This is a genomic window from Corallococcus llansteffanensis (assembly GCF_003612055.1).
In the GTDB taxonomy this organism is placed as follows: Bacteria; Myxococcota; Myxococcia; order Myxococcales; family Myxococcaceae; genus Corallococcus; species Corallococcus llansteffanensis.
The window spans coordinates 1-15018 of record NZ_RAWB01000223.1; the positions used below are offsets into that span (position 1 = coordinate 1).

General features: G+C 71.1%; 11 protein-coding genes. 6 read left to right on the forward strand and 5 right to left on the reverse strand.

Features of this window, described 5'->3' with window-relative positions:
- Positions 1 to 88: 88 nt before the first annotated feature.
- On the forward strand, positions 89 to 1717 hold the full coding sequence (locus D7V93_RS20980) for a peptide chain release factor 3 (protein WP_120645109.1): 1629 nt from the start codon (positions 89 to 91) through the stop codon (positions 1715 to 1717).
- Positions 1718 to 1808: 91 nt separating this feature from the next.
- Positions 1809 to 3770 (forward strand): hypothetical protein, encoded by a 1962-nt coding sequence (locus D7V93_RS47410; RefSeq protein WP_120645110.1) that lies wholly within the window; start codon positions 1809 to 1811, stop codon positions 3768 to 3770.
- Between the two features lie 13 nt (positions 3771 to 3783).
- Here the strand turns inward: D7V93_RS47410 and D7V93_RS20990 are convergent, their stop codons facing one another.
- On the reverse strand, positions 3784 to 4326 hold the full coding sequence (locus D7V93_RS20990) for a hypothetical protein (RefSeq protein ID WP_208723086.1): 543 nt from the start codon (positions 4324 to 4326) through the stop codon (positions 3784 to 3786).
- 42 nt (positions 4327 to 4368) lie between these two features.
- On the opposite strand from D7V93_RS20990, the gene D7V93_RS20995 reads away from it, so the two are divergent.
- Complete coding sequence (locus tag D7V93_RS20995) at positions 4369 to 5868, forward strand: carboxypeptidase M32 (RefSeq protein WP_120645111.1); 1500 nt, start codon at positions 4369 to 4371, stop codon at positions 5866 to 5868.
- A gap of 33 nt (positions 5869 to 5901) precedes the next feature.
- On the opposite strand, the gene D7V93_RS21000 is transcribed toward D7V93_RS20995, so the two are convergent.
- Positions 5902 to 6258 (reverse strand): four-helix bundle copper-binding protein, encoded by a 357-nt coding sequence (locus tag D7V93_RS21000; RefSeq protein WP_120645112.1) that lies wholly within the window; start codon positions 6256 to 6258, stop codon positions 5902 to 5904.
- Between the two features lie 188 nt (positions 6259 to 6446).
- Positions 6447 to 7616 (reverse strand): ribonuclease D, encoded by a 1170-nt coding sequence (locus D7V93_RS21005; RefSeq protein ID WP_120645113.1) that lies wholly within the window; start codon positions 7614 to 7616, stop codon positions 6447 to 6449.
- Positions 7617 to 7681: 65 nt separating this feature from the next.
- Between D7V93_RS21005 and ttcA the strand changes: the two genes are divergently transcribed.
- From ttcA to D7V93_RS21020, 3 genes are read left to right on the forward strand one after another with little or no spacing between them, the layout of a single operon-like run.
- The gene (ttcA, locus tag D7V93_RS21010) at positions 7682 to 8539 is read left to right on the forward strand and encodes a tRNA 2-thiocytidine(32) synthetase TtcA (RefSeq protein ID WP_120645114.1); all 858 of its coding nucleotides are present in this window, start codon (positions 7682 to 7684) and stop codon (positions 8537 to 8539) included.
- Positions 8518 to 9342 carry a tellurite resistance TerB family protein gene (locus D7V93_RS21015; protein ID WP_120645115.1) on the forward strand — a complete coding sequence of 275 codons (825 nt, stop codon included), beginning with the start codon at positions 8518 to 8520 and terminating at the stop codon, positions 9340 to 9342. Before ttcA ends, D7V93_RS21015 begins: the two co-directional genes overlap by 22 nt.
- Before the next feature lie 12 nt (positions 9343 to 9354).
- Complete coding sequence (locus D7V93_RS21020; RefSeq protein ID WP_120645116.1) at positions 9355 to 10179, forward strand: phosphate/phosphite/phosphonate ABC transporter substrate-binding protein; 825 nt, start codon at positions 9355 to 9357, stop codon at positions 10177 to 10179.
- A 28-nt stretch (positions 10180 to 10207) separates the two neighbouring features.
- Here the strand turns inward: D7V93_RS21020 and D7V93_RS47415 are convergent, their stop codons facing one another.
- Positions 10208 to 11899 carry a serine/threonine protein kinase gene (locus D7V93_RS47415; protein ID WP_279636933.1) on the reverse strand — a complete coding sequence of 564 codons (1692 nt, stop codon included), beginning with the start codon at positions 11897 to 11899 and terminating at the stop codon, positions 10208 to 10210.
- A 122-nt stretch (positions 11900 to 12021) separates the two neighbouring features.
- A complete protein-coding gene (locus D7V93_RS21030; protein ID WP_244237412.1) occupies positions 12022 to 15015 on the reverse strand; it encodes a choice-of-anchor D domain-containing protein in 2994 nt (997 codons plus the stop codon).
- Positions 15016 to 15018 lie beyond the last annotated feature (3 nt).

The window sequence follows — 15018 nt, forward strand, 5'->3', positions numbered from 1 at the left end:
CTCCCGGAGGGCCGGAGCCCGGCCGGACCTCCAGGCGCTGCTTGCAAAGCTGCAAGGAACGACCGCCCGTGATAGTTGGCCTCGGATCATGGCCAACGAGCTAGAGCGGGAGGTCGCACGGCGACGTACCTTCGCCATCATCTCCCACCCCGACGCGGGAAAGACAACCCTGACGGAGAAGCTGCTGCTCTACGGCGGCGCCATCCACCTGGCAGGCAGCGTCAAGGCCAAGCGGGCCCGGCGTCACGCGACCAGTGACTGGATGGAGCTGGAGAAGGAGCGCGGCATCTCCGTCACGTCGTCCGTGCTCCAGTTCACCTACCGCGACCACGCGGTGAACCTGCTGGACACCCCGGGCCACCAGGACTTCTCCGAGGACACCTACCGCACGCTGAGCGCCGCGGACGCGGCGGTGATGCTCATCGACGCGGCGAAGGGCGTGGAGCCGCAGACGAAGAAGCTCTTCAAGGTCTGCCGCCTGCGCAACATCCCCATCTTCACGTTCGTCAACAAGCTGGACCGCTACGGCCGCGAACCGCTGGAGCTGATGAACGAGCTGGAGCAGGTGCTGGGCATCCGCTCCTACCCGATGAACTGGCCCATTGGCATGGGGCCGGAGTTCCGCGGCGTCTACGACCGGCAGGCGCGCGTGGTGCACCTGTTCTCCGCGGAGGGTTCGCACGGCGAGTCGGAGGTCGCGGAGCGTTCGGTGTCCATCGACGCGCCGGAGATCCGCGAGGTCCTCACCGAGGCGGAGCTGACGAAGCTCAACGAGGACATCGAGCTGCTCGACATCGGCGGGGACGCGTTCACGCGCGAGAAGGCGGACTCCGGGCAGCTCACGCCCATGTTCTTCGGCAGCGCGATGACGAACTTCGGCGTGCGGCCCTTCCTGGACGCGTTCCTGGACCTGGCGCCCGCGCCCACGTCGCGCCCCACCACGCAGGGCCCGCGCGAGCCGACGAACCCCAAGTTCGCGGGCTTCGTCTTCAAGATCCAAGCGAACATGGACCCCGCGCACCGCGACCGCATCGCGTTCATGCGCGTGGTGAGCGGCCGCTACGTCAAGGGCATGAACGCGTTCCACTCGCGGCTGGGCAAGGAGGTGCGGCTCGCCAAGCCCAGCCAGTTCATGGCCGCCGAGCGCACGTCCATCGAGGACGCGTGGCCGGGGGACGTCATCGGCCTGTTCGACCCGGGGCAGTACCGCATCGGTGACACGCTGGCGGAGGGCGCCACGGACGTGGCCTTCGAGGGCGTGCCGCGCTTCAGCCCGGAGTTCTTCGCGGTGGTGCGCTCGCGAGACCCGCTGCGCCGCAAGCAGATGGAGAAGGGGCTGGAGCAGCTGTCCGAAGAGGGCACGGTGCAGATCTTCCAGCAGCCGAGCATGGGCATGAAGGACCCCATCGTCGGCGTGGTGGGCGCGCTCCAGTTCGAGGTGTTGCAGTACCGCCTGGAGCACGAGTACGGCGCGCGCATCGCGTTGGACCGGCTGCCCTTCAGCCACGCGCGCTGGGTGGTGGGGCAGAACTTCGACCCGCGCTCGTTCGACTGGGAAGGCAACCGGCAGACGGTGCAGGACCGTGACGGGCTGCCCCTGGTGCTCTTCCGCGACGACTGGGCGCTCCAGCACGCCGAGGAGAAGCACCCGGAATTGAAGTTCGTGTCCGAGGCCCCGATGATCCGCGCGGCGACGCCGGTCGCCACGGGCAGCTGAACCAAGGACTGAAAACAGCATGGTCGTGCAAGCGTCAGCGGCTCCGTCCCCTACGTCCTCCGGGGACGGCACTCCGTCCCCCTCCGAGGCCGTGGCCTCTTCCGGCGCACGGCGGGCGCCTTCGTCCTGGCTCGCGGGGGTGGCGCTGCTGGCCATGCTCGCGCTCTGGCCCGCGTTCAAGCTGGGGCTGGGCCCCGCGAACGAGCTGCGCGTGCGCTTTCCCCAGGTGGGCTGGGCCCTGCAGGGCCGGGTGACCTTCGGCGTGGGAGAGGGTGCCCCCGAGCAGCGGGACCTCACCCCCGCGGACCTGGCGCAGGTGCTGGGGGATGGCATCCCGGAGGGTCAGCAGGAGGTGCGCATCCCGCTGCCCCGGGAGGCGACCTGGGCGGAGGTGACGCTGCTCAAGTTCCAGGACCGCTCCGTGGAGCAGGTGACGTGGTTCCCGCCCCGGGGGCCCGTGTTGAGCGGCCCCGGCGTGCGCCCGCTCGCCTTCGAGCTGCGCGACAACGGGGACGGCTCAAGGACCCTGCGCGTGGCGAAGCTGCGGCCGGGCTTCTGGAACGTGGACCTGGCGGACGTGTTCTTCGGCGTGGCGACGTGGGCCTTCTTCTGGCTGCTGCTGGAGGCGCGCTGGGGCCGGGGCCGGGTGGCCGCGTTCGCCCGGCGCCAGGCGGGCTGGGTCCCGTACGCGCTGCCGCCGCTCGTGTCGTGGGTCGCGTGGTGGCTGGTGTTCTTCCCGGGGGTCATCTCGTACGACCCGCTGGTGCAGTGGGGACAGCTCCAGTCGGGACAGCTGGAGGACTGGCACCCCGCGTTCCACAGCGGGTGGCTGTGGCTGATTGGCGGCCCCTTCGGTTCGCTGGCCCCGGTGGGCGCGGTGCAGGCGGTGCTCTTCGCGGCCGTGCTGGGCAAGGTGCTGGAGGAGCTGGGAGCGTGGAAGGTGCCGGCGTGGGCGCGGTGGGTGGTGGTGGCGTGGGCCACGCTGTCGCCCGCCTGGGGCAGCAACGTCATCGCGGCGTGGAAGGACGCGCCGTTCACGCTGGTGTGTCTGGTGACGCTGCTCCTGCTCTTGCGCGCGGAGCGCCGGCAGGGGCTGCGCGTTGTGGACGCGGCGTGGCTGGGCGTGTGCCTGACGTGCATCACGCTGCTGCGCCACAACGGGCCGATGTTGAGCAGCCCCCTCCTGCTGGTGTGCCTGTGGCGGTATGGCGACCGGCGCGCCCGCGGGACGCTGGTGTCCGTGACGGTGCTGCTCACGGTGCTGGTGCGCGGGCCGGGGTATGCCATCGCGGGGGTGTCCCCGCCGCCGCCGGTGCTCAAGCAGGTGCTGACCGTGCACCGGTTGGGGGCCGCGGCGAAGGACCCGGAATTGCCGCCCGAGGACGCGCGCATCCTCTCGGAGCTCATGCCGCTGGAGCAATGGCGCAACCGCTACGCCTGCCTCTCCGTGGGGCCGCTCGTGTTCGGCTCGCCCCTGAAGACGAAGCAGATGGAGGGGCGGGGGCTGGAGCTCGCGGGGATGCTGTGGCGCTTCGCGAAGCGTCACCCGGACGTGCTCCTGGACCAGCAGGTCTGCGTCACGCGCTACGTGTGGTCGCCCGAGTCGGAGCTCTACATCGGGCCCTTCAATGGCGGCGGCAACACCGTGGATCCGAACACCGTGGGCGTCCGGCCCCAGACGTGGTTCGCCCCGGCGCAGCCGTTCTACGAGCACGCCATCTTCGACTCCTACGGGCAGCACGGCCTGTTGCGGACGCTGGTGTGGCAGCCCGCCCTGTCGCTGTACCTCTTCGTCGTGGGGCTGGCCGTTGTCCTCTGGCGGCAGCGCAGCCTGGGGCCGCTGCTGGTGGTGCTGAGCGCCCTGCTCAACACGTTCTCGTGGCTGGCGCTCTCCCCGAACCCGGACCTGCGCTTCCTGTTCCCCACGGTGGTGATGTCGCCGCTGCTGCTCGCGTGGGCGCTCGCGCCCCGGCTCCGCACGGAAGCGGCGGAAGCGAAGGACGGGGCGCGGGACGCCCCACCCGCCGCTGGGGACCGGGTGGCGGCGGCCTGAGGCCCGGACGCTGCTACTTGTGCGGCACCACGGTGCCGCCCCGGAAGGCGGAGTCGCGCAGCACGAGGCCCTCCTTGAAGAGGCGCGCGGCCTTGGGGCCGACGAAGAAGTCCTTGGGGTCGCCCCGGCGGAAGGTCTTCTTGATGAACTCCTCCACCTCCAGGTAGAGGCGGCGGAACTTGTCCGGGGCCGCGTCGCGCCGGCCCGTCTGGGACGTCACCTCCAGCTCCACCCACATCTGGCCGCTGAGCAGCTCGCCCTCTTCGTTGCGGCGCGAGCGCTGGATGAAGATGACGGGGGAGCGCACCTCGTCGATGCGCCATGAGCCCTTGTCCGGCCCGCGCTTCACCTTGTCCACCAGCGCGGGGCCGATGTCGCTCGCCACGAGGTACAGGTCCTCCTCCGGCAGGTGCGGGATGGTGTCCTTGCTGGCGCGGAAGGGCGTCCAGTCCGCGGGCACGCGCCGGGGGTACACCTCCAGCACGTGGCGCTCCAGGAAACGGAAGAAGGCGACCTCATCGTCGGGTGCCATGAAGAATTGGAGGATGTTGGCCATCGCCGCGCCCTCATACCCTGGAAGCACGCTAGAAACCCAGCCATGGACACCTGGCTGCGCTCCCGGATGCACGAGCTGAGTGACTTGCACGGCGTCATCAACCTGGCGGCCTGGGACCGGGAGGTGTACCTGCCCGCCAAGGCGGCCCCCGCCCGCGCTCAGCAGCTCTCCACCCTCCACGCCCTCCACCACGAGCGACTCGTGGACCCGCGCCTGGGCGACGCCCTGGCCCGTGCAGGCGAATCCGGCGACCTGACGCCCGACGAGCAGGCCATGGTGCGCGTGCTCACCCGCGAGCGGGAGCGCGCGGTGAGGATGCCCGCCCGGCTGGTGACCGCGCTGGCGGCGGCGCAGGGCGAGGGCATCCAGGCGTGGCGCGAGGCCCGTGAGGCCAAAAGCTTCGCCCGCTTCCAGCCCGCGCTGGCGGCGCTGCTGGCGCTGCGGCGTGAGCAGGCCGACGCGCAGGGCCACGACGGAGAGCGCTACGACGCGCTCCTGGAGGGCTTCGAGCCCGGCATGCGCGTCCAGCGCCTCACGCCGGTGCTCACCGCGCTGCGCGACGCGCTCATCCCGATGGTGGCCGCGCTCGCGTCCGTCCGGCGGCCCCCGCCCGCGTTCCTCGACGGCCGCGCCTACGACACCGACCGGCAGTGGCGCTTCACGATGCGGCTGCTGAAGGCGGTGGGCTTCGACCTGGAGGCGGGCCGCCAGGACTTGAGCATCCACCCGTTCACCAACGCGCAGCACGCGCACGACGTGCGCCTCACCACGCGCCTGGACGCGGCGCACCCGCTGTCCGCCCTCTTCGGCACGCTCCACGAGGCGGGCCACGGCCTGTACGAGCAGGGCTTCGCGACGGAGCACCAGCGCACGCCGCTGGCCGCGGTGCCGTCCATGGGGCTGCACGAGTCCCAGTCGCGGCTGTGGGAGAACCTGGTGGGCCGCGGCCGTCCCTTCTGGGCGCACCACTTCCCCGCGCTGAAGGAGGCCTTCCCCCAGGCGCTCGCGGACGTGGACCTGGACGGCTTCCACGCGGGCATCAACCACGTGGCGCCGTCGCTCATCCGCGTGGAGGCGGACGAGGTGACGTACAACCTGCACATCGTCCTGCGCTACGAGCTGGAGCTGGCGCTGCTGCGCGACGAGCTGCCCGTGTCGGAGCTGCCGTCCGCGTGGAACGAGCGCATGCGGCGCTACCTGGGCCTCACGCCCCCGGACGACACCCAGGGCGTGCTGCAGGACATCCACTGGGCCTGGGGCGAGTGGGGCTACTTCCCGACGTACGCGCTGGGCAACCTCTACGCCGCGTCGCTGCACGCCGCCGCCGTGCGCGCGCTGCCGGAGCTGGACGCGCACCTGGAGCGGGGAGACACCTCAACCCTGCGCGGGTGGCTGCATGCCCAGGTGCACTCGCAGGGCTTCCGGCTGCCCGCGGAGGAGCGCGTGCGCGCCGTCACCGGCGAGGGGCTCACGGACCGGGACTTCCTCCAGTACCTGCGCGCCAAGTACGGCGCGCTGTACGGCGTCACGCTGAAGGGGTAGGGCGCGCGGCGCCGGCTGCCCGGGCCGGGATGCTCAGGCGGCGAACACCAGCGGCCGGCACGCGCGCGCCAGGTGCAGCGCGTCCCGCGCGAGCTCATGCGAGGCCGCATCCTGCGCCTCCAGCCACGCGGCGCGCGCCACCTGGCTGCCCAGCTCGAAGCACAGGCTCGCGGTGCGCCGCGACAGCCGGGACTCCTTCTGAAGCGCGCGCACGTTGAGCTCGCACAGCTCCGCGCACTGGCGCAGCAGCCGGAACGCCTCGTCATCCGCCGGCAACCCCTGGGCCCTCAGGCGCGCCATGCCCTGCTCGCAGGAGCTCTGGCAGCGCAGGCTCGCGTCGATGCACCGGGAGACCTCTGTCCGCGCCCCACCTGTCCTGGCTCCCAACATGTCGACGCCCTCCCGTGGTGTGGTGCGGGGACAAAGGTACTCACGCCTGCCGGGCTGGCAACCTGCACCGCGGGTCCAGATGGGGCTTGAACATCCCGACCGGGGTGCAGTTGCAGGGCGCGGGGACTGGGGGATGCGTGGGCGCTTCGCGCGATTCGCCCGGGGCTGCCTTTTCGTCCCAGTAAACGTCAGCTTCCCAGCACTGGGAAGGGCGCCAACAGGGCGACGAGCTTGTCGCCGTACAGCTTGATCCGCTTCTCCCCGAAGTACGGCAATTGGCCCAGCTCCTCCACGTTCGCGGGCGGCTTCGCGGCGAGCGCGTCCATCAGCGGGTTGGTGAGGATCACGCTGGGCGTCACCTTGCGCGCCGTGGCCTGTTCGACACGGAAGGCCTTGAGGGCCTCCTCGCGCTTGCGCCGGTGCGGATCTCGCGGGCCCTTGGGTTCGCGGTCGAGGTCCAGCTCACCCCGGACCGCCTTCTCCTGCTGCTCGCGGATGAGGGCGAGGAGGGCGTCGCCGTGCGCGCGCACCACGGCGCCGCGCACGCCCGCCGCGCGCGCCAGGTCCTTGTGGGTGTTGGGCTGCTTCAGCGCCAGGTCCGTGATGGCCATGTTGGACAGCATGCGGCCCATGGGCACGTTGTCCTTCTCCGCCCACTCCAGCCGCAGGCGGTGCAGCCCCTGGGCGATGGCGTGCGCCAGCGCGTACTGGGCCGCGGACAGGCCGCTGCGCGACAGCTTGGGCTTGTACTCGGCGCCCGTCTCCGGACGGGCCGCGGCCTCGTCGCACATGCGGGCGCAGTCGAGCAGCACCTCTTCCAGGATGTCCGCCTCGCGGCACGCGTCGCGCACCTGGCGGCCCAGCTCGCACAGGTAGCGCACGTCGTTGGCGATGTAGTCGCGCATGCCCGGGGGCAGGGGCCTGAGGGAGAAGTCGGACTGCTGGTGCTCCTTCGGCAGCTCCACGCCCAGCCGCTCACGGGCCAGGTCCGCCAGGCCCACCTTGGGCCATCCCAGGAGCGTCACCGCGCGGTGCGTGTCGAAGAGGCCGCGCACGCGCACGCCCGCCTCGGCCAGGAACTGCAGGTCGCCCTGGGCGGCGTGGAAGAACTTGGTGCGCTCCGGGTCCGCCATCAGGGGGACGAGCAGGCGCGGATCCACGCCCGGCTGGAGGGTGTCGAAGAGGAAGATGTCCGCGTCCGTCCCCAGCTGGAGGAAGCACAGCCGGGCGCGGAAGGCGTGCATCGCGTCCGCCTCCAGGTCCACCGCCAGCTCGGGGGCCGCTTCGAGCACGCGTGTGGCCGCCTCCGCGCCCGCTGCGTCCACCACGTCCAAGGCACCTTGAGGGAAGGTCGGCATCGCGGGGAGCAGGCTAGCGGACCCGTCCGCCCCTTTGACGTGTTTTTTCCCGAACCGCCGCTAGGATGGCCCCGCCGATGAACGACGCCCAACGTCTTGAAAAGAGCCTGCTTGGCCACATGGGCCGGGCCATCGCGGACTTCCGCCTCATCGAGGCGGGAGACCGCATCATGGTGGGCGTGTCAGGGGGCAAGGACTCCTACACGATGCTCCACCTGCTGCGCGAGCTGCAGCGGCGGGCCCCCGTGAAGTTCGATCTCCTCGCGGTGAACCTGGATCAGGGACACCCGGGATTCCCCGGCCACATCCTGGAGGGCTACTTCCAGAAGGAGGGGTACGCCTACAAGATGTTGAAGGAGGACACCTACAGCATCGTCCTGGAGAAGACGCCGCCCGGGAAGACGCAGTGTTCGGTGTGCTCGCGGCTGCGCCGGGGCATCCTCTACAACGCCGCGGTGCACCTGGGCTGCAACAAGATCGCCCTGGGGCACCACCGCGACGACCTCATCCACACGATGCTCTTGAACATGTTCTTCGCCGGCAGCCTGAAGGCGATGCCGCCGCTCCTGAAGAGCGACGACGGGCGCAACGTGGTCATCCGGCCGCTGTGCTACGCGCCGGAGAAGGAGATCATCAAGTTCGCGCAGGAGAAGCAGTTCCCCATCATCCCCTGCGACCTGTGCGGTTCGCAGGAGAACCTCCAGCGCAAGCGGATGCAGAAGCTGGTGGAGGACCTGGGGAAGGAGATTCCCAACGTCCGCCAGAGCCTGCTCAACGCGATGTCGAACGTGCGGCCCACGCACCTGTTGGACAAGACCCTGAACCCGGACCCGCTGAACGCGCACGAAGACGGGCCCGTGGTCCCCACCCCCACCGACGACACGCAAGGGAGCGCCAGTCCATGGCTCGAGACCAGGCAATAAAGACGCGCAAGGAGCGCAACGCGGCGCTGGTGGAAGCCATGCTGCTGGCCGCGATGGCGGATGGCAGCGTGTCCCAGCGGGAGATGCAGACGCTGCTGGCGCGCGTGCTGGAGCGCCCGGAGTTCGAGGGCACCCAGGCCGGAGAGCTGAACCTGCTGGTGGAGTCCAGCGCGGTGCGGCTGTCGGAGGCGCGCAACCTGGAAGAGGTGATGGTGTCGCTGCGCCGGCGGCTGCCGGACCACAAGAACCGGATGCTGGCGTTCGGGTTGGCGGCGGCGGTGGCGCTGGCGGATCAGCGCGCCACGCGCACGGAGCTGGGGCTGCTGAAGACGTTCCAGGCCGCGCTGGGCATCTCCGAGGACGAGGTGGCGCAGATCATCGACGTCATCGAGCAGGGCGGCAGCCTGTCGGAGGCGCTGGGCGAGCCCCTGGAGCGGCTGTTCGCGGAGGTGATGGTGCTGGTGCTGGCGGCGGACGGCCAGCTCAAGGAGTCGGAGGCGCGGGCGATGGTGGAGAGCTTCGCGGCGGATCCGCTCTTCCAGAATGTCAGTCCGGAGCGCGCGCAGGGCTTCGTCAGCGAGTCGGTGGCGGCGCTGGCGTCGGACGGGCTGCCGCAGCGGCTGCACGTGCTGGCGCACGGGCTGGCCACGCACTCGCAGCGGGTGAAGGCGTACCAGCTGGCCACGAAGATCGCCCACGCGTCCGGGAGGACCAGTCACGCGGAGCAGCGAATCCTGGATCTACTCCAGGCGACGTTCGGTCTGGCCGACGATGAAGTGGCGCGGTTGGACCAGCAGGGGTAAGCAGGGAGAGGCATGACCTCGCACGTCCCTTCCGCTTCGCGGCACACCTTCCGCTTCGGCCTGCCGCCGTCGCTGGGCAGCGAGTCGGCGCGCGAGCGCGCGGAACGGCTCGCGTCGTTCCTGCAGCGCGCGCTGGGCAAGCTCGTGGAGGTGGGGGTCGCCACCAGCTACGAGACGCTCGCCAAGGACCTGCTCTCCGGGCGGGCGGACGCCGCCTGGGCGCCGCCCTTCGTGTGTGCGCGCATGGAGGCCATGGGCGTGCGGGTGCTGACGCGCGGGGTGCGCCGGGGCATGTCCAGCTACCGCTCCGCGCTGGTGGGCAAGGCGGGCTCCGGGCTGACGGTGGAGAAGCTCAAGGGCGCCAAGGCGGCGTGGGTGGACCGCGATTCGGTGGCGGGCTACCTGCTGCCCAGCGCCTATCTGAAGACGCAGGGCCTGGAGCCGTCGCGGGCGTTCGTGTCGCAGCAGTTCACGGGCTCGTACCAGGGCGCGCTGGAGGCGGTGCTGGAGGGCAGGGCGGACGTGACGAGCGTGTTCTGTCCGCCGGCCTCCACCGGGCTGTCCTTCGCCACGGGCGTGGAGGACGTGCTGGGGCCCGGGTCGGGCCGGCGCTTCGAGCTGCTGGCCTACACGGACGAGGCGCCCAATGACGGCGTGCCGGTGGCCATGGGGTTGCCGGCGCCGCTGGTGACGGCGCTGGAGACGGCGCTGCTGGGGTTGCAGTCCACGCCGGACGGGCAGGCGCTGCTGCGCGACATCTTCAACGCGGACCGCTTCGAGGTCGCCCCGCGCATGGGCTACCGCGCGCTGTACCGCGTGGCGCTGGCGAGCCTGTAGGCCTCGCGGTCCCGCGCCGGGGCCGGGACTACTTGTCGGAGTCGGGGCCGTTGCCGCGCACGGGGCGCCGGGCGCTGGAGACGGAGCCCTCGGCGGAGCGGGCGGTCTTCGTGGGCACCTTGCCCGAGACGGAGTCCTCCGGAGCGCGGACGGGCTTCGCGACGGAGCCTTCCGGAGCGCGGACGGGCTTCGCGGCGGAACGGCTGTCGCCAGCCTCTTCCGAAGCCCGTACAGCCTTCGCGGCGGACCGGCTGTCGGCGGTCTCTTCCGAAGCCCGCACGGCCTTCGCGGCGGAACGGCTGCCGGCGGAACCTTCTGGCGGACGGACGGGCTTCGCGGGGGCCCTGGCTGCCACGGACTCGTCCGGCGTGGGCGTGGGCCTCGCGGGCGCACGGGCCTCCACGGGCCTCGCGGCAGGGCGGCTCACGGCCGCGTCCTCATCGCTCCGCACGGGCCTTGCGTTAGGACGGCTCACGGCGGCGTCCTCGTCGCTTCGCACGGGCTTCGTGTCCGCGAGGCTCAGGCCGGTGTTCTCCTTCGTCCGCACGGGCCTGGCTTCGGGACGGCTCAGGCCGGAGTTCTCCTTCGTGCGCGCCGGACGGGCCACGCCGGAGTCCTCCGGCGACGCCGCGGCCTTCGTCGACGACTGGCTCACCCCCGAGTGCTCCGGCCCCTTCGCCGGCGCCTTGCCCTGGGACGTCGTCGCGGGAGCGGCGGCCTTCGGGGCGGGGCTGCCCGGCCGGGCCATCAGGCGCGGGTCGAAGAAGATCATCGTCGGCTCGGCCGCGAAGCGCTCCTCCTCCAGCTCCTCCGCGTACACGTCCCGCATGAACGCGGCCAGGTGCGCGCTGGTGCCGTGCAGCTTCTCCTGCTGGAGGAACTCCTCCAGCGCCAGTTGCAGCTCGCCCGCGGTGCTGAAGCGATCATCGCGCTTGCGCGCCAGCGCCTTGAAGACGATGGCGTCCAGCGACTTGGGGATGCCCGGCACCGCCTCCGACGGGGGGACGATCTTGAAGCCCACCACCGCCTTGAGCGTGGCCATCTCCGACTCGCGCTTGAACAGGCGCCCGCCGGTCAGCAGCTCGTAGAACACCGTCCCCAGCCCGAACACGTCCGAGCGCGCATCCAGCGGCTCGCCCCGCGCCTGCTCCGGGGACATGTACGCGTGCTTGCCCTTGATGGTGCCCACCACCGTCTGCGACAGCTTCCCCTGCGCCTTCGCCACCCCGAAGTCGATGAGCTTCACGCCGCCGTTGAAGCCCACCAGCACGTTCTGCGGCGACACGTCCCGGTGGATCAGCGACAGCTTCCGGCCGGACGGACTGCGCGCGTTGTGCGCCGCGTCCAGCCCCGCCGCCGCCTCCGCCGCGATGCGGCACTTCAGCCCCAGCGGGAACCCGCCCGGGTGCGCCGACGCGCGCGGCAAGAGCGACCCCAGCGGCTCGCCGTGCACGTACTCCATGGCGATGTAGTACTGCCCGTCCACATCCCCCATCTCGTAGATCTGCGCGATGTTGGGGTGGTTGAGCAGCGCCGCGATGCGCGCCTCGTCCAGGAACATCTGGAGGAACTCGTCGTCCTCCGACAGGTGGGGCAACAGCCGCTTCACCACCAGCAGCTTCTGGAAGCCCACAGGCCCCTTCTGCCGGGCGAGGTAGACGGCCCCCATGCCGCCGGTGGCCAGCTTGCGCATCAATTCATAGCGGCCGAACGTTTCCACTTCGCCCGCGACGATAGCCGCGCCCGCCCGGATCTCAAAAGCCCGCCACCCGGGAAAACACGAACCGGGCCGGCCCCCTCAAGGGACCGACCCGGCGCGGTGCGTCACGAAGCTGCGACCCCCTACGGCGTCGGGGCGCAGATGCTGCGGTAGCGGATCTCCACGGACTGGCCCGGGGTGGGCACCGAGCCCTCGTTGAAGATGACCGCGTTGCGGCCCGCGTCGTACGTCCACTTGTCGGTGGCGAGCACGCGGCCGTTCACGCGCACGCTCATCTCCGCGGTGCCGTCCGGCTGGGCGGTGAGGGCGAAGTCCGCCTGGGGCTCACCGGCCTGCTGGATGATGGGGTCCAGGAACCCGCGGTAGTCGCCCTCGCAGATGGAGCCCACCGAACCGCCCGTGCCCTTGGCCACCGCGGCGAAGCGCGCCGCGCTGCCACCGGCCGTGGTGCAGGAGGAGTTGGTGGGGATGAGCGCGTGCAGGTTGCTGCGCTGGGACATGCCCGTGCCCTTCAGCGTCTGGAGGAACTGGATGTAGCTGTCGGGCTCGAAGCCGGAGTGGTCGTCCTCGTCCGCCACCACCACCACCGCCATGCGCGCGGCGGCGCGGGTGAAGCCCAGGTTGCCGTCGTTGGGCTGCGGCGTGCGGGTGTCGTCGGCCTGCTCGGACAGCGGGGCGGACAGGCCCTGGCGCATCGTCTCCAGGCCCTGCACCAGGTTGTGGCAGAGGCCCACGTCCAGGTTGGACTGGATGGTGGGGGCCGCGTTGGGGCTGGTGCCGGACACCACGCGGGCGCGGCTGCCGTCCACCGGGAAGAGCCGGCCGGCCTCACCGCCGTTGGCGCCGCCGCCGCACAGCCCGCCGCGCTGCACGAGGCCGGTGCTGGTGACGCCCACGCGCACGTCCACGTTCAGCTCCTTCGCGCGCTGCAGCCAGCCGGGAATCGCGGAGCGCAGGCGCTGCTGGTAGGTGTCCATGGTGGTGGTGTTGGAGACGACGAAGAGCACGTCCAGCTGGCTGTCGGTGCCCTGCGTGAAGCGGTCCACCTGGATGCCCTCGTGGTTGGTCTCCGCGAGCAGCGGGACGAGGAAGCCGTTCGGCTCCGTGTCCGCCTTCAGGTACATGGGGCTGAAGTGCTGGCCCAGCACGTTGCGGGCGTAGCCCACCTCCATCTCGAAGCCCTCGCCCGGCGCCAGGGTGCGCGGCGGGTTCACCGGCGTCATCAGCGAGAACTGCTTGCTCGTGCCGTTGCCGATGACGGCGTCCGCCACGGTGACGGGCTCGCTGCAGCGGTTGGACACGAACGTCTTGCGAGGCTTCGCGGCGCAGTCGTAGCGGATGGGCCCGAAGTCCACGAAGGACGGCGTGGCCACGAGGCAGGACGCCTGCGACACGGCGTGGATGGGCAGCGTCACCGTGGGGAAGGCCGGGTTGTTCACCGTGAGCATCAGCTCGCCGTTGAACTCACCGCCCGTGGTGGGCGCCTTGAAGGCAATCATGGAGCTGAAGGCCGTGTCGTAGAGCACCACGCCGCCGGTGATGGGACCGCCGGGCATGCTGAACACGCCGCCGCCGTCGTTGGACAGGTGCACGTTCTTGATGGCGCACTCGGCCCGGCCCGGGTTGCGGAAGTAGAAGCCCAGCACCGCGCCGCGGCCCGGCGCCACGTTGGCGAAGTCCAGCGACGGCTGGGGCAGCAGCTCGTACACGCAGGGGCCGCTCGCACGGGCGCGGCCCGTGAGGGTGATGGCGCGCTCGGGCGTGAACAGGTCGTTGGACCGCACGTAGAGCGTCGCGGTGAAGGGACCCTCCGTCTTGGGCTCGAAGTAGACCTTGAGCTCCAGCGCGTCGTTGCCCGGGGCGATCTGCAGGCCGTTGGCCTCCAGGTTGGGCCAGGTGCCGGCCTTCCACGGGTAGTTCTGCGCGCCGCGCGTGGGCGTGCCCACGGTGAACTGCGCGCTGTCCCCGTCGGCGCGCACGCCGCTGAAGGTGAGCGGGCCGTTGCTGCCGGCGTTGGTGATGCGGATGACCTGCTCCACCTTGCCGCCCACCGGCAGCTCGCCGAAGTCGAGCGCCACCGGGGCCACGGCCAGCGTGGGCCGGCCACCGCGCGCATCCAGCATCACGCGGGCCTCACGCGCCTTGTCGGACGCGTACGCCACCGTGAGGTTGCCCACGTTGGGGCCGGAGAAGCGCGCGGCGAACTCCATGCGCATCTCCACCACCTCGCCCGGCTGCACCGTGGAGCCCTCGGGCTTGGACAGCGGCGAGAAGGCGCGGTCGCTGGTGGCCAGCGTGGAGATGGTGACCGGGCGCCAGGTGATGTTGCGCGCACGGGTGAAGGACTCGGTGCGCTCGTGCACCGGGATCTCGTCGAAGGGCACCGGCGCCGGGTCGAACTCGAAGGCGCTCGCCACGGAGTTGCCCTTCAGGTCCACCACGGACGGGGTGCACGTCTCGCACGACACGACCTCCAGCCGGGCGCCCATCTGCCCCAGCGCGCGCGGCAGGTACTTGGTGCGCACGACCTGGGTGCTGTTGGGCGGCACGGTGATGGTGTCCGGCGTGAACGGATCCGCCTGGTCGCCGGAGACCTTCAGCGTCAGGGGAAGGTCCACCGGGTTGGTGACGGTGACCTCCAGCACGCGGTCGCTGTCCACCTCCAGCGTCTCGTAGTCCAGCACCGGCGGGTACACGCCGATGGGCGTGGGCGTGCCCAGGCCGCGCACGGGGAGCTGCTGCAGGGCGCCCACGTTGGCGTCCGTCGTCACGCGCAGCGTCTCCTCCACGGCGCCTTCAGCCAGCGGGTGGAAGCGCACCTTCACCACGTGCGACTCGCCCGGCGGCACGCGGCCGCCGCCCTCGGTCAGCTCCACCTGATAGGCGGGGTTCTTTCCAATCCCCAGCGCCTCCAGCGCGGAGAACGGCACGTAGCCCACGTTGCGGATGCGGACTTCCTTCTCACGCCACTCGCCGACCGGCACCTCCCCGAAATCGAGTGCGTCCATGTCCAGCACCGCGGTGGCCTGCACCCCGCGCGTCTGGTCCTCTTCGTGACACGCCATCGTCCCCGCCACCAATGAAGCCAGCAGGACGACCCGACCCCTCCACCCCATCAC

Bases quoted from the DNA above. Each gene is read 5' to 3' on its own strand.
- D7V93_RS20980 (WP_120645109.1), top strand. From the start codon at position 89: ATGGCCAACGAGCTAGAGCGGGAGGTCGCACGGCGACGTACCTTCGCC.
- D7V93_RS20990 (WP_208723086.1), bottom strand. From the start codon at position 4,326: ATGGCCAACATCCTCCAATTCTTCATGGCACCCGACGATGAGGTCGCC.
- D7V93_RS20995 (WP_120645111.1), top strand. From the start codon at position 4,369: ATGGACACCTGGCTGCGCTCCCGGATGCACGAGCTGAGTGACTTGCAC.
- D7V93_RS21000 (WP_120645112.1), bottom strand. From the start codon at position 6,258: ATGTTGGGAGCCAGGACAGGTGGGGCGCGGACAGAGGTCTCCCGGTGC.
- D7V93_RS21005 (WP_120645113.1), bottom strand. From the start codon at position 7,616: ATGCCGACCTTCCCTCAAGGTGCCTTGGACGTGGTGGACGCAGCGGGC.
- ttcA (WP_120645114.1), top strand. From the start codon at position 7,682: ATGGCCCCGCCGATGAACGACGCCCAACGTCTTGAAAAGAGCCTGCTT.
- D7V93_RS21015 (WP_120645115.1), top strand. From the start codon at position 8,518: ATGGCTCGAGACCAGGCAATAAAGACGCGCAAGGAGCGCAACGCGGCG.
- D7V93_RS21020 (WP_120645116.1), top strand. From the start codon at position 9,355: ATGACCTCGCACGTCCCTTCCGCTTCGCGGCACACCTTCCGCTTCGGC.
- D7V93_RS21030 (WP_244237412.1), bottom strand. From the start codon at position 15,015: ATGGGGTGGAGGGGTCGGGTCGTCCTGCTGGCTTCATTGGTGGCGGGG.